This window comes from Arthrobacter sp. P1_B3 (genome assembly GCF_056406615.1).
The window spans coordinates 441,549-454,140 of record NZ_JBFTZV010000001.1; the positions used below are offsets into that span (position 1 = coordinate 441,549).

The 12,592-nt window shown below is 67.5% G+C and carries 12 protein-coding genes; 7 read left to right on the forward strand and 5 right to left on the reverse strand.

The annotated features are described in order from the left end of the window. Positions 1 to 28: 28 nt before the first annotated feature. Entirely contained in the window at positions 29 to 1,411 is a 1,383-nt protein-coding gene (locus AC1D2F_RS02080) for an MFS transporter (protein ID WP_476966070.1), read from the forward strand. A 163-nt stretch (positions 1,412 to 1,574) separates the two neighbouring features. Further along, positions 1,575 to 2,324, forward strand: a complete 750-nt coding sequence (locus AC1D2F_RS02085) for a 3-hydroxybutyrate dehydrogenase (protein WP_229993959.1) — start codon at positions 1,575 to 1,577, stop codon at positions 2,322 to 2,324. Between the two features lie 52 nt (positions 2,325 to 2,376). Here the strand turns inward: AC1D2F_RS02085 and AC1D2F_RS02090 are convergent, their stop codons facing one another. Together AC1D2F_RS02090 and AC1D2F_RS02095 are read right to left on the reverse strand one after the other, a co-directional pair. Next, the gene (locus AC1D2F_RS02090; protein WP_229993958.1) at positions 2,377 to 3,030 is read right to left on the reverse strand and encodes a LysE family translocator; all 654 of its coding nucleotides are present in this window, start codon (positions 3,028 to 3,030) and stop codon (positions 2,377 to 2,379) included. Between the two features lie 59 nt (positions 3,031 to 3,089). Continuing rightward, complete coding sequence (locus tag AC1D2F_RS02095; protein WP_229993957.1) at positions 3,090 to 4,586, reverse strand: amino acid permease; 1,497 nt, start codon at positions 4,584 to 4,586, stop codon at positions 3,090 to 3,092. A 372-nt stretch (positions 4,587 to 4,958) separates the two neighbouring features. Here AC1D2F_RS02095 and AC1D2F_RS02100 point away from each other — a divergent pair, with 372 nt between their 5' ends. Genes AC1D2F_RS02100 through AC1D2F_RS02110 form a run of 3 tightly spaced genes read left to right on the forward strand, consistent with a single transcriptional unit; the run spans position 4,959 to position 6,582 of the window. After that, positions 4,959 to 5,387 carry a hypothetical protein gene (locus AC1D2F_RS02100; protein WP_364746953.1) on the forward strand — a complete coding sequence of 143 codons (429 nt, stop codon included), beginning with the start codon at positions 4,959 to 4,961 and terminating at the stop codon, positions 5,385 to 5,387. Further along, positions 5,381 to 5,614 carry a helix-turn-helix transcriptional regulator gene (locus tag AC1D2F_RS02105; RefSeq protein ID WP_090579051.1) on the forward strand — a complete coding sequence of 78 codons (234 nt, stop codon included), beginning with the start codon at positions 5,381 to 5,383 and terminating at the stop codon, positions 5,612 to 5,614. Before AC1D2F_RS02100 ends, AC1D2F_RS02105 begins: the two co-directional genes overlap by 7 nt. Further along, the gene (locus tag AC1D2F_RS02110; RefSeq protein WP_229993955.1) at positions 5,611 to 6,582 is read left to right on the forward strand and encodes an NAD(P)-dependent alcohol dehydrogenase; all 972 of its coding nucleotides are present in this window, start codon (positions 5,611 to 5,613) and stop codon (positions 6,580 to 6,582) included. The genes AC1D2F_RS02105 and AC1D2F_RS02110 overlap by 4 nt, the downstream gene beginning before the upstream one ends. A 19-nt stretch (positions 6,583 to 6,601) precedes the next feature. Here AC1D2F_RS02110 and AC1D2F_RS02115 read toward each other — a convergent pair whose 3' ends face one another. The 3 genes from AC1D2F_RS02115 to AC1D2F_RS02125 form a co-directional block, all read right to left on the reverse strand. Continuing rightward, positions 6,602 to 7,042: a protein-tyrosine phosphatase family protein gene (locus AC1D2F_RS02115; protein ID WP_229993954.1), complete on the reverse strand. Its 441-nt coding sequence runs from the start codon at positions 7,040 to 7,042 to the stop codon at positions 6,602 to 6,604. Positions 7,043 to 7,145: 103 nt separating this feature from the next. Further along, complete coding sequence (locus AC1D2F_RS02120; RefSeq protein ID WP_229993953.1) at positions 7,146 to 8,063, reverse strand: SDR family oxidoreductase; 918 nt, start codon at positions 8,061 to 8,063, stop codon at positions 7,146 to 7,148. Between the two features lie 63 nt (positions 8,064 to 8,126). Continuing rightward, positions 8,127 to 9,041: an alpha/beta fold hydrolase gene (locus AC1D2F_RS02125; RefSeq protein WP_229993952.1), complete on the reverse strand. Its 915-nt coding sequence runs from the start codon at positions 9,039 to 9,041 to the stop codon at positions 8,127 to 8,129. Positions 9,042 to 9,614: 573 nt separating this feature from the next. Between AC1D2F_RS02125 and AC1D2F_RS02130 the strand changes: the two genes are divergently transcribed. Continuing rightward, positions 9,615 to 10,547 (forward strand): IclR family transcriptional regulator, encoded by a 933-nt coding sequence (locus AC1D2F_RS02130; protein ID WP_476966071.1) that lies wholly within the window; start codon positions 9,615 to 9,617, stop codon positions 10,545 to 10,547. Positions 10,548 to 10,809: 262 nt separating this feature from the next. Continuing rightward, positions 10,810 to 12,507: a urocanate hydratase gene (gene hutU / locus AC1D2F_RS02135; protein WP_229994732.1), complete on the forward strand. Its 1,698-nt coding sequence runs from the start codon at positions 10,810 to 10,812 to the stop codon at positions 12,505 to 12,507. Positions 12,508 to 12,592 lie beyond the last annotated feature (85 nt).

Sequence of the window (12,592 nt, forward strand, 5' to 3'; positions counted from 1 at the left end):
TGTCACCGATGACACTAAGGAGAACCAGATGAGCGTAAACGAACGCTCTGCAACAACCCCCGCAGCACCCGCATCCAAGGGTTCCGGGCTCAAGAAAATCGTCGCAGCTTCGATGGTGGGAACCGTCGTCGAGTGGTACGAATTCTTCCTCTATGCCACCGCCGCCACCCTGGTGTTCGGCAAGTACTTCTTCCCCGCCACCGGCAACGAGCTGGACGGCATCATCCAGGCGTTCCTGACCTACGCCGTCGGTTTCGTGGCCCGCCCGCTGGGCGGCATTGTCTTCGGCCAGATCGGCGACAAGCTCGGCCGCAAGCCCACCCTGCAGCTGACCATCATCATCATCGGTGTCTCCACCTTCCTGATGGGCTGCCTCCCGGGCTTCGCCTCCATCGGCTACCTGGCCCCGGCGCTGCTGGTCTTCCTGCGCTTCATCCAGGGCTTCGCCCTCGGCGGCGAATGGGGCGGCGCTGTTCTGCTCGTCGCCGAGCACAGCCCCAACAAGTCCCGCGGCTTCTGGTCCAGCTGGCCCCAGGCCGCCGTTCCCGTGGGCAACCTGCTGGCCACCCTGGTCCTGTTCATCATGTCCAACGTGCTCAGCGCCGCCGACTTCCTCAGCTGGGGCTGGCGTGTGGCGTTCTGGCTCTCCGCCGTGATCGTGTTCGTCGGTTACTACATCCGCACCCACGTCTCCGAATCGCCCATCTTCCTCGAGGCCAAGGCCCAGCTGGAGGAAGAGCAGTCTGTCAGCTACGGCGTCCGTGAAGTCATCCGCAAATACCCCAAGGGCATCCTGCAGGCCATGGGCCTTCGGTTCGCGGAAAACATCATGTACTACCTCGTGGTCAGCTTCGCGATCGTCTACCTGAAGTCCGTGCACAAGTACGACACCTCCTCGCTGCTGCTGGCCCTGCTGATCGCCCACGTCATCCACTTCCTGGTCATCCCGCAGGTCGGGCGCCTCGTGGACAGCTGGGGCCGGAAGCCGGTCTACCTTGTCGGGGCCATCGCCGGCGCCACCTGGCCGTTCTTCGCCTTCCCGATGTTCGATACCCGCAATCCGGTGATCATCGTCCTGGCCGTCACGATCGGCATGTGCCTGCACGCCTTCATGTATGCCGGCCAGCCGGCCCTGATGTCGGAGCTTTTCCCGACCAGGATGCGCTATGCCGGGGTCTCCCTGGGCTCGCAGGTCACCTCGATCTTCGCCGGTTCGCTGGCGCCGCTCCTGGCCACCCAGTGGCTCAAGGACACCGGCTCGTGGCTGCCCACCGCGATCTACCTGGTGGTCGCCTGCGCCATCACCACCGTGGCAGTGCTTAGCCTGAAGGAAACCAAGGGCATCGCACTGGAGGACGTGGACCGGGCCGACGCCGAACGCGAAGGCCTGCCCGTAGCAGCCATGCGCTGAGCTGCTTGCGTTACTGGGCCGCTTGCGTTACTGGGCTGCTTGAGTAACTGGGCCGCTTGCGTTACTGGGCTGCTTGAGTAACTGGGCCGCTTGAGTTTGGGCCGGCTCCAGCCMCGCTGGAGCCGGCCGCCTCATCGAATCTTTAGATATGGAAGGCTGAGTTATGGAAAACACGCTGAACGGACGCAAGGCCCTGGTCACCGGCGGCGCCGGCGGGATCGGCGCAGCCAGCGTCCGCGCCCTGGCGGCACGCGGGGCCAAAGTGGTGATCGCGGACGTGGACGAGTCCGCCGCCGCAGCACTCGCCGACGAGGTCGGCGGCACTGTGTGGGCCGTCAACCTACTTGACGTTGAATCCCTCCAGACGCTCAGCCTGGACTGCGACATCCTGGTGAACAACGCCGGAATCCAGCGCATCAGCCCCATCGAGGAGTTCGATCCGGCCGACTTCCGCCGCATCATCACCCTCATGCTCGAGGCGCCGTTCCTGCTGATCCGGGCCGCGCTGCCGCACATGTACGCCAACAACTTCGGCCGGATCATCAACCTGTCCTCCGTGCACGGGCTGCGGGCCTCGCCGTTCAAGAGCGCCTATGTTTCGGCCAAGCACGGACTGGAAGGCCTGAGTAAGGTGACGGCACTCGAAGGCGGGGCGCACGGAGTCACGTCCAACTGCATCAACCCCGGCTACGTCCGGACACCCCTGGTGGAGTCGCAGATCGCGGACCAGGCCAAGGTGCACGGCATTCCGGAGTCCGAGGTCCTCGCAAAGATCATGCTGACCGAATCGGCGGTCAAGCGGCTGGTGGAACCCGAGGAAGTGGCGTCCCTCGTGGCGTGGCTGGCATCGGACGACGCCGGCATGGTCACCGGCGCCAGCTACACGATGGACGGCGGCTGGTCCGCGCGGTAGCCGGTCGCCGGCACGGCTGGGTTGCGGCTCGCTTGCCGGCCGGGTTGCCCGGCTAATTGCCCGGCTGGAACTCCGCAGAGTTGCCCACGAGCGCGAGCGTGCCGCCCAGGCCGATCATCATCACGCCGCCGGTGGTGCTGAGCGCGGCGATCCGCCGGGGCGAGCGGGCAAACCAGTGCCGGGCCGTTCCCGCCGCGAGGGACCACGTGCTGTCTGAGACCAGGGCAATCAGCAAGAAGATGGCCCCCAGGGTTCCGAGCTGCACCGGAATCGCGCCGGCGGAGTAGTCCACGAACTGCGGAAGCACGGCCACGAAGAACACAATCGACTTGGGGTTGGTCGCACCCACGATGAAGCCCTCCCGGAGCACGCGGGCGGTCGAGGACGGGTTCGAGGACGATGCCGTCGCCGGTCCGCCGCCCCGGTGCCGGATCGCCTGGATCCCGAGGTAGACAAGATAGGCGGCGCCCGCGAATTTCACCACGCTGAACAGCAGCACGGACTGGGCCAGCACCACGCCGACGCCCAGGGCCACGGCGGCGATCTGCACCACCTCGCCGGCAGCGTTCCCCAGGACGCTCAACAGCCCGCCCCTGCGTCCCAGGGCCAGGGTCCGTCCGATCACGAACAGCACGCTGGGCCCCGGGACGGCGATGAGCACGAGGGAGGCGAGGGCAAAGGCGAGGACGTTGGGCACGGGGACCATGCCTGATCTTAACCCCGCGGGGCCACTCCCGGGAGCGGCCCCTGAGGGGGAGGCGCCGTTTACCGCCCGGCGGGAACCTGCGGGAGCTGGGCCGTTTCATCCACGAGTTCCGCCCGCGCCCGGCCGTGGCCGCGGACCCAGAGCCGGTAGGCGAGTACCAGGACGCCGAGCCAGACGGCGCCCACGTACAGCGCCACGCGCGTGTCCTCGAAGACGCCCAGAATCACGATCACGAGGGCCATGAACGCGATGGTCAGCACGGAGGCGGCGGGCCACCACGGTGAGGGGAACTCCGACGCCGGCAGGGACTTGCGGGCGATCTCGCGTTTCATGGCGACATGGGAGGCCAGGATCATGGCCCAGACCCACACGGTGGCGAAGGTGGCGATCGAGGCGATCAGCAGGAAGACGTCCTCCGGGATCACGGCGTTCAGGACCACTCCCACCAGCAGGATGCCGGTCATCATCACCACGGTCATCCACGGCACCCCGTGACGGGAGACCTTGCCGAAGCTCGCCGGGGCGTGGCCCTGCCGGGCAAGGCCGAAGAGGATCCGGCCGGCGCCGAAGATGTCGCTGTTGACTGCCGAGAGCGCCGCCGTGATCACGACGGCGTTGAGGATGTGGGGCGCTGCCGGGATGCCCAGACCGCTGAAGATCTGCACGAAGGGGCTGCCGTTGCTGCCAATTTCATCCCACGGGAACAGGCTCATCAGCACGCCGAGGGTCAGCACATAGAACAGCAGGACCCGGACGGGAACGGTGTTGACTGCCTTGGGGATGACCTTTTTCGGGTCGGCGGCTTCACCGGCGGTGATGCCGAGGGTTTCTATGCCGCCGAACGCGAACATCACGACGGCGAAGGAGGCCAGGAGCCCTTCGAACCCGTTGGGGAACACGCCCCCGTGGTCCACGAGGTTGCCAAGCCCGGGCGCCACGGTGGCGCCGCCGGCCTGGAAACCGAAGACGATGATCGCCGCCCCACCCGCGATCATGGCGATGATGGCCGCAACCTTGATCAGGGAGAACCAGAATTCCAGCTCACCGAACACCTTGACGCTGAGCAGGTTCAGGGCCGCCAGGAAGAAGATGATGGCCAGGATCCAGACCCAGCGCTCCACGTCGGGGAACCAGAATCCCATGTAGATGCTGAAGGCCGTGACATCCGCGATGGCCACGATCGCCATCTCGAAGACATAGGTCCAGCCGGTCACGAACCCGGCCAGCGGCCCCAGGTAACGGCTCGCGTACTGGCCGAAGGACCCGGATACCGGGTGCCGCACCGCCATTTCGCCCAGGGCCCGCATCACCATGAAGACTGCGGCGCCGCCGATCATGTAGGCAAGCAAGACGGCGGGCCCGGCCTTCTGGATGGCGGAGGCGGAGCCGTAGAAAAGCCCCGTGCCGATCGCCGATCCCAGCGCCATGAAGCGGATGTGGCGGACGTTGAGTCCCCGGCTGAGTACGGAGTCAACGGCTGCGCCGACGGTGGTGACGGCGCTGCCGGTGCCTGCTTCGTCAGGTGCCGGCTTCGTGGCGGTTTGGGCTTGTTGCATGCGAATACCTTCTCGTCATTGGGAGGGGGATCGCTATCCAGCAGACCATGTCCGGCCTTGCTGTGATGAGTCTCACGGGTACTTCGTGTCTTTGATTTCAGACTGTGCGGCGTCCCCGCCGCCGGGATTCCCCACCTTTGGCGGGGCCTTGCGGCGTGTGGTCCCGCGATGGCGGCGCGTGCCGGCGTCGTGGTGGCAAAGGTGGGGAAACTCCGCGCGGGGACCAAGCGCGGTCGGATCGAGGGCGGCACGGTCGCCGCCGTCGGACCCAAACCTAAAGCGAGTCGAAAACTCTTGACACCATGTCAGGTTTTCTTTACTTTTAGGATGTCAGGTTTGTTTTACATCGATTTGGTTGCGCGGGAGCGGCAGATGTCATTTGAAGAAAAGAGCGCCTGGATCATGGGGGTGCTTGCGGCCGCAACCTACACCGCGTACCTCGCCGTCGTTCTTGGTCTGGCCGGCACCATGCCGCTCACGGAAGTGCCGTACGTGGCGCCGCTGCTGTGGACGGTCGGCGCTTCGATCGGCCTCTCGATCGTGCTCCATCTGGCGATCCGGGCCCTGTCCGCCAAGGACGCCGGCATGAAAGACCAGCGGGACAAGGAGATCTACCGCTTCGGCGAGTACATCGGCCAGTCCTTCCTCGTCGTCGGGGCCGTGACGGCGCTCCTCCTGGCCATGGCCGAGCTCGACCACTTCTGGATCGCCAACGTCATCTACCTGGCCTTCGTCCTTTCGGCAATCCTGGGATCCGTGGCCAAGGTGGTCGCCTACCGCAAGGGCTTCCAGCCGTGGTGAAGCCGACCCGGGTCACCAACTCCATCCGGCGCCTGCGCTTCGAAAGCGGCGAGCTGACCCAGGCGGAGCTCGCCGAACGTATCGGTGTGACCCGCCAGACGGTCATCGCGATTGAACAAGGCCGCTACTCGCCGTCGCTTGAACTGGCGTTCCAGATCGCCCACGTTCTCAAAGTTCCGCTCGATGACGTCTTCCAATACCCCGACTTTGAAGGAGAAACACCATGAAAGCGATCGTTCAGGATGTTTACGGTTCCGTTGAAGTGCTGGAACTGCGCGAGACCGAAGCCCCCGTGCCCGGCGATGACGACGTGCTGATCCGGGTACGGGCCGCCGGCGTCGACCAGGGCGTCTGGCACCTCATGACGGGGCTTCCGTACCTGACCCGTGCGGTCGGCTACGGGCTGAGGAAACCGAAGACCCGCATCCGGGGCCGGGCCGTGGCGGGCCAGGTGGAGGCTGTCGGCCGGAACGTCGTCGGCTTTCGCGCGGGGGATGAGGTGTACGGCACCTGCGAGGGATCCTTCGCCGAATACGCGTGCGCAAAGGAAGCCCGGCTCGCGCTGAAGCCCAAGAACCTCAGCTTCGAGCAGGCCGCCGCCGTCCCGATCTCCGCCGTCACGGCCCTCCAGGCGCTCCGGGACGCCGGCAGGGTCCAGGCCGGGCAGGAGGTCCTCGTCATCGGCGCGGCCGGCGGTGTCGGCGCGTATGCGGTGCAGCTCGCCAAGGCGTTCGGGGCGCAGGTGACGGGGGTGTGCAGTACTGCGAAAACCGATCTGGTCCGCTCGATCGGCGCGGACCATGTCATCGACTATAAACATGACGACTTCGCGGACGGGGCCAGGCAGTTCGACCTCATTGTCGACACCGCCGGCAACCGCCCGGTCGCCGTCCTCCGGCGGGCGCTCAAGCCGAAGGGAACGCTCGCGATCGTCGGCGGGGAAGGCGGAGGGCGGCTGGCCGGAGGCATTGGACGCTCGCTCGGCGCGGCTCTGCTCTCCGTGTTTGTCGGCCAGCGGCTCACGGGCGTCATGTCCGCAGAGCGCGCGGAGGACCTCCGGTTCCTGACCGGGCTCATCGAGGCGGGCGCGGTGACCCCGGTTATCGGCAAGTGCTATGCCCTGGCGGACGCTCCGGCGGCAATCCGGGACCTGCGCGATGGCCACCTCCGCGGCAAGGCCGTCGTCACTGTTTGACCTGGCCTACTGAGCCGGCCTACGGCGTGTCCGCGTGAAAGCGGGCGACGTACCGCCGCTGCCCCGGAGTCTCCACCGTCCGACGCCGGTACTTGCGCCTGACGTAGGACACCGCCTGGGCGGGCGGGACTCCGTCCAGGATGGCGATGCAGGCCAGTGCGGTTCCGGTCCTGCCGATGCCGCGCCAGCAGGCCACTTCAACCCGCTCGGCCGCCGCCCGGCGCCAGGCCTCGCGGAATGCGTCGAAGGCGTCATGCTCGTCGGCCGGCAGCCGCAGGTCGGGCCACAGCAGCCATCTGGACTCCCACTCCACCCGGGGCGGCTGTTTGCCCAGCAGGTAGAGGCCGAAATCAGGCAGCGGGCCCTCGGGCAGCGCGTAGTGCAGCCCCCGGCCGCGGACGCTCCGGCCGGACGGAAGAACCAGGACGCCGTCCTGGGATGGTTCCCACGTCTGCTTCATGCTCCAGATCGTAGTCCTTCCGCCGGGGTGGGGCCTTGTCCGCCCGCGCTGTGCCCGGGCTGGCTGCCGCCGGCGCACGAGGGTGGGGGCCCGGAGTCAGCGGTCAGCGGTAGCCGGCGGCATCGGCGTCGAGTCCCGCTTCCTGGACTTCGACGAGGTATCTCCAGCAGTCCGGCTGCGAGCCGTCGGTGTCGGTGAAACCGTACTCGCGCGCCAGCGCTCCGGAGGAATATGAGCCGCCCGTGCGGCTGAGCACGTTGGGGTCCGCCGCCAGGGCCGCGACCGCGCGCCCGACGAACAGCGGGCTTTCCGAGATCGCGGCAAAATGCGGTTGCGTGCTGGCGGCTTCCCGCCAGTTCGCCTCGGTGACGCCGAAGTGTTCGAGCATCATCTCGGAGCGCATCCAGCCGGGCGTCAGTGCCAGCGCCGTGCACCCGGACAACTTCAGCTCCTCGGCCTGGCTGAACGCCAGGCGGAGCACCGCGGTCTTGACGAGATCGTAAAACACCGACACCCGGTAGTGCCGCGCGTTGTACTCGCCGGTGCCGTCGGTCATCTCCACCACCAGGCCGCCGGGGCGGCGGGCGAGCAGCGGGAGCGCGAAGTGGCTGGTGATGAGGTGGGTGTCGAGGCCAAGGTGGAGCATCTGCAGCCCGGCGTCCAGATTGTGCGCCCAGAGCGGCGTGTTCCATTCAATGAAGTCCTCGCCACCCCAGATGTCGTTGACCAGGATATCCAGCCGGCCTTGTTCCTCGTCGATCCTTTGGACCAGGGCTTCGACCTCGGACGGTACGAGATGGTCGACCGCGACGGCGATCCCGGTGCCGCCCGCGGCGCTGACGAGGCCGGCCGTCTCATCGATCGTCTCGGGCCGGTTGTAGTCGGAGCGGTGGCTGGAGGTCGTGCGGCCGGTGCAGTACACCACCGCTTCCGCCTCGCCGAGGGCGACGGCGGTGCCGCGGCCCGCGCCGCGCGTGGCCCCTGCTACCAAGGCGACCTTGCCCGACAACGCTGCAACCATGCCTTCGCTACCTTCCTCCGCGGACCCCTCCCGGGCCCAGGGCATTCATCTTTAGCGGACACTTCATGGCGACCGCAGGTCATCGAGCAGCCGTTGCAGGTACTCGGGCCGCTCGATATTGGCGAAGTGTCCGCAACGCGGGATCGTGACGAGCTGGGCGTGCGGGACTATTTCGGCCAGCCGGTTCAGGTCAGAAGGAGGCGTGAACAAATCGCTGTCCCCGCGCGTCGCGAGTACCGGGCAGCTGATGCCGCGCCACTGGCCAAAGTCGTAGTGCGCCGCGGCCCGGACTGCTGCGGAGAAGCTGGCCGGCCGGGCGTCGTCGCCGAGCCCGCGAAGCACGCCCGCCGGGATGGTTGCGGGTTCTGCGAAGAAGGGGGACAATACCAGTCCCGTCACGGGTGTGCTGCCGACTGCACGGACCAGCGCCGGCCCCGCCGGGCCCAGGGCCGCCATGGAGCGCATGAGCAGCAGCAGGCCGACAAACGTCGGGAAGCTTGAAAGGCTGTGCAGAGGCCGCCGGGCCGCCTCGGACACGCCGAATGTAGTGGCCGAAATGGTGGCGACGCTGGCCGTCCTCTCCGGCCAGGCCGCGGCAATGTGCAATGCCAGGAAGCCTCCCATGGAGTGGCCCACCAGGTTCCACCGCCGGTAGCCGAGCGAGTTCAAAACTTCGGTGACAACCTGTGCCATCGCCTCGATGCTGAAATGCTCCAGCCGGGCACCCTTCGTGGATTCGCCCCAGCCCGGCAGATCAATCAGCACACGGTCATGGGCTGGCGCCGCGGATAATAACGGCGGGAAGGAAGTCCAGGATCCCGCGGCGCCGTGAAGGTAGACATCCGCTGTGCCGGGCGCGGGACACCGGCTTCCGGTGCCCTGCTGGACCCGCACCGTGCAGGAGCCCAGTTCCGTCGGAAGGACGTGCCGCCGCAGCGTGGCCGCTCCATTGCGGCCGGATTCGTGTTGAACACTCATAGTCACTTCCTGGTCCTAGTCTCTAAACGTCGCTGAGACTGATTCGGAGCCGTAGAGGTACCGGACCGGCCGCTGCCAGTGAGGATGACGAATCCGGGCGGGACGGGGAAGCCTGCACGGGTGAGCTCTCCCAGGTTGGCGCCCCTGCCTCCTGCGGTCGCGACGTCGTCGCCGCCAGTGTCCTCAACCCGCTGCGTGAAGCCCATCGCCGATAGTCCCTCGATGCCTGTTCGCCTGATCCCGGCCCTGACGCCCGTGGTTCCGCGGGCCGTGGTGCCGACTCAACGGTAATCCGGTGTTTTGGCTCGGGGGAAGGGCCAAAAGGAACACCCGGGGGAGACTTGTTTGGATTTATTGCCCCACTGTCATTTGACTGAAAGCCCCTGCGCCAGCCACAGGCACGCGCGGCTTGCTGCCTTGCCTCGGAAGTCGCCCTAGGAGAAGTCCGACGTCGGCCTTGCAGGTGTCCGGAATTCCAGACACCGGTGGGGCTGAATGGCCTACCGCAACCCGCCCGGCGGGGGCATTCTTAAGTACGGGATACCGGACACCGCCCGATCTTGAAGAGGACCCATGCCAGCCAGCAGCACCACCCTGACCCACCAACCCGCGGCATCGGATTCGCCCGCTGCCGCTGCCGCTCCCGCTGCCGCTGCCGCTCCCGCGCCCGGCGCCGCGGCGGCCAAGCCGGCACCGGCTCCCGCCCCGGTCCGCCGAGCCGCCGGCACCAGGGCGACGTCGAAAGTCCCTGCCGCCGAGAACACCCTGCGCATCCTCAAGCTGCTGGCCTCCCGGCGCGGACCGATGGCGGCGTCGAACATTGCCACCGCGCTGGGGCTGCCGCGCTCCAGCGTCTACCACCTGCTCGGAGTGATGGAAGCGAACGGCTTCGTGCTCCATCTGCATGAGGAGCAGCGCTACGGCCTGGGCATCAGCGCCTTCGAACTCAGCTCGGCCTATTCGCGGCAGGAGCCGCTGTCCCGGCTGGGCCGGCCGATGCTCGCCTCGCTCGTGGACGTGATTGGCGAAAGCGCGCATCTGGCTGTGCTGCACGGCCGCGACGTGCTCTACATCGTGGAAGAGCGGGCCAAGAACCGGCCGTCTTTGGTGACCGACGTCGGGGTCCGGCTGCCCAGCCACCTCACCGCGAGCGGCCGCGCGATTCTTGCCGCGCTGCCGAAGTCCCAGGTGCGGGCGCTGTACCCGAACGCTGCCGCCTTCACTGCCCGGCACGAAACCGAATCGCCCATCATGAAGTACTCCGCGCTGTCCTCCCATCTGGACCAGGTCCGGCAGCGCGGCTACGCCACCGAACACGGCGAGGTGACCCCCGGTTTCGGCTCGATCGCCGCCGCCGTGACCGACCACGTGGGGTGGCCCACCGCCGCCGTCGCCGTGACCTTCCTCGAGGACAAGCTGCCCGCGGACCAGTGGCCGGTCCTGGCCGCCCGGGTCCAGAAGGTCGCCGACGAGCTCTCGGTCCGGATCCACGGCCGCCCCGCCTGACCCACCCCCACCCGCCCCTCCTCCCGGTTGCGCTATCACTTACGGCTCCCATTCGCCCGTTTTGGCAACCGGAACTGATAGCGCAACGGGGGAGGGGAAGGGTCTGGAATCCCGGACAGCACCCCCGCGTTGGGCCTGTTTCCACGGCCGTGAAGGGGCTTTAGTTGATACAGAACCTCATTCCTCCCGATTTCGCCCCAGCACAGACACCATCCAGTACAGACACCATCCAGCAACACATCCAGCCACAAAGGAGATCCTCATGGCACCCGCCGATTTCACCACCGGTGCCCGCCCGGTCAAAGCAGCCCGCGGCACCGAGCTCACCGCCAAGAGCTGGCAGACGGAAGCCCCGCTGCGCATGCTCATGAACAACCTCGACCCCGAGGTCGCCGAGCGCCCCGATGACCTGGTGGTCTACGGCGGCACCGGCCGTGCCGTCCGCAGCTGGGCCGCATTCGACGCCATCACCCGGACCCTGGAAACCATGGAGAAGGACGAGACCCTGCTGGTCCAGTCCGGCAAGCCGGTCGGCGTCTTCCGCACCAACGAATGGGCCCCGCGCGTGCTGCTGGCCAACTCCAACCTCGTCGGCGACTGGGCGAACTGGCCCGAATTCCGCCGGCTCGAGGCCGAGGGCCTGATGATGTACGGCCAGATGACCGCCGGGTCCTGGATCTACATCGGCACCCAGGGCATCCTGCAGGGCACCTTCGAGACCTTCGCCGCGATCGCCCGCAAGCTCACCGGTGACGAAAACGGCACCCTCGCCGGCACCCTGACCCTCACCGGCGGCTGCGGCGGCATGGGCGGCGCCCAGCCGCTCGCCGTCACCCTGAACGACGGCGCCTGCCTGATCGTCGACGTCGACGAGACCCGCCTGCGCCGCCGGGCCGGCAAGCGCTACCTCGACGAGGTCGAAACGGACCTCGACGCTGCGATCGCCAAGGTCCTGGCAGCCAAGGAAGAGCGCCGCGGCTGGTCAGTGGGCTACGTCGGCAACGCCGCCGAAGTCTTCCCCGAGATCCTGCGCCGCCACAACGCCGGCGAGCTCACCGTGGACATCGTCACGGACCAGACCTCCGCGCACGACCCCCTGAGCTACCTGCCCGAGGGCATCACGGTTGAGGAGTGGCACCGCGAGGCCGCCGCCGATCCGGAAGGCTTCACCAAGAAGGCCCAGGCCTCGATGGCCAAGCACGTCCAGGCCATGGTCGAGTTCCAGGACGCCGGCGCCGAGGTCTTCGACTACGGCAACTCCATCCGTGACGAGGCCCGCAAGGGCGGCTACAGCCGCGCCTTCGAATTCCCCGGCTTCGTCCCGGCCTACATCCGCCCGCTGTTCTGCGAGGGCCTGGGCCCGTTCCGCTGGGTTGCCCTCTCCGGCGATCCTGAGGACATCGCGGTCACGGACAAGGCCATCAAGGAGCTCTTCCCCGAGAACAAGCACCTGCACCGCTGGATCGACGCCGCCGCCGAACGGGTCGAGTTCGAAGGCCTGCCGGCCCGCATCTGCTGGCTCGGCTACGGCGAACGCGCCAAGGCCGGCCTGCTGTTCAACCAGCTCGTCAAGGAGGGCAAGGTCAAGGCGCCCATCGTGATCGGCCGCGACCACCTCGACTCCGGCTCCGTCGCGTCCCCGTACCGCGAAACCGAGGCCATGGCCGACGGCTCCGACGCGATCGCCGACTGGCCGCTGCTCAACGCCCTGCTCAACACCGCCTCCGGCGCCACCTGGGTTTCCCTCCACCACGGCGGCGGCGTCGGGATCGGCCGCTCCATCCACGCCGGCCAGGTCTCCGTCGCCGACGGCACCGACCTCGCCGCGGAGAAACTCGAACGCCTCCTGACCAACGACCCCGGCATGGGCGTCATCCGCCACGCCGACGCCGGCTACGACCGCGCCGTCGAGGTCGCCAAGGAACGCGGCGTCCGCATCCCCATGTCCGAGTCCCGCTAACCAAGCCCGCGAAAACCTCGTCGATTGCTCCGTAAACGCCGTTTTGAACCTTGAAAAGGGCCGCAACGGAGCAATCGACGGGGAC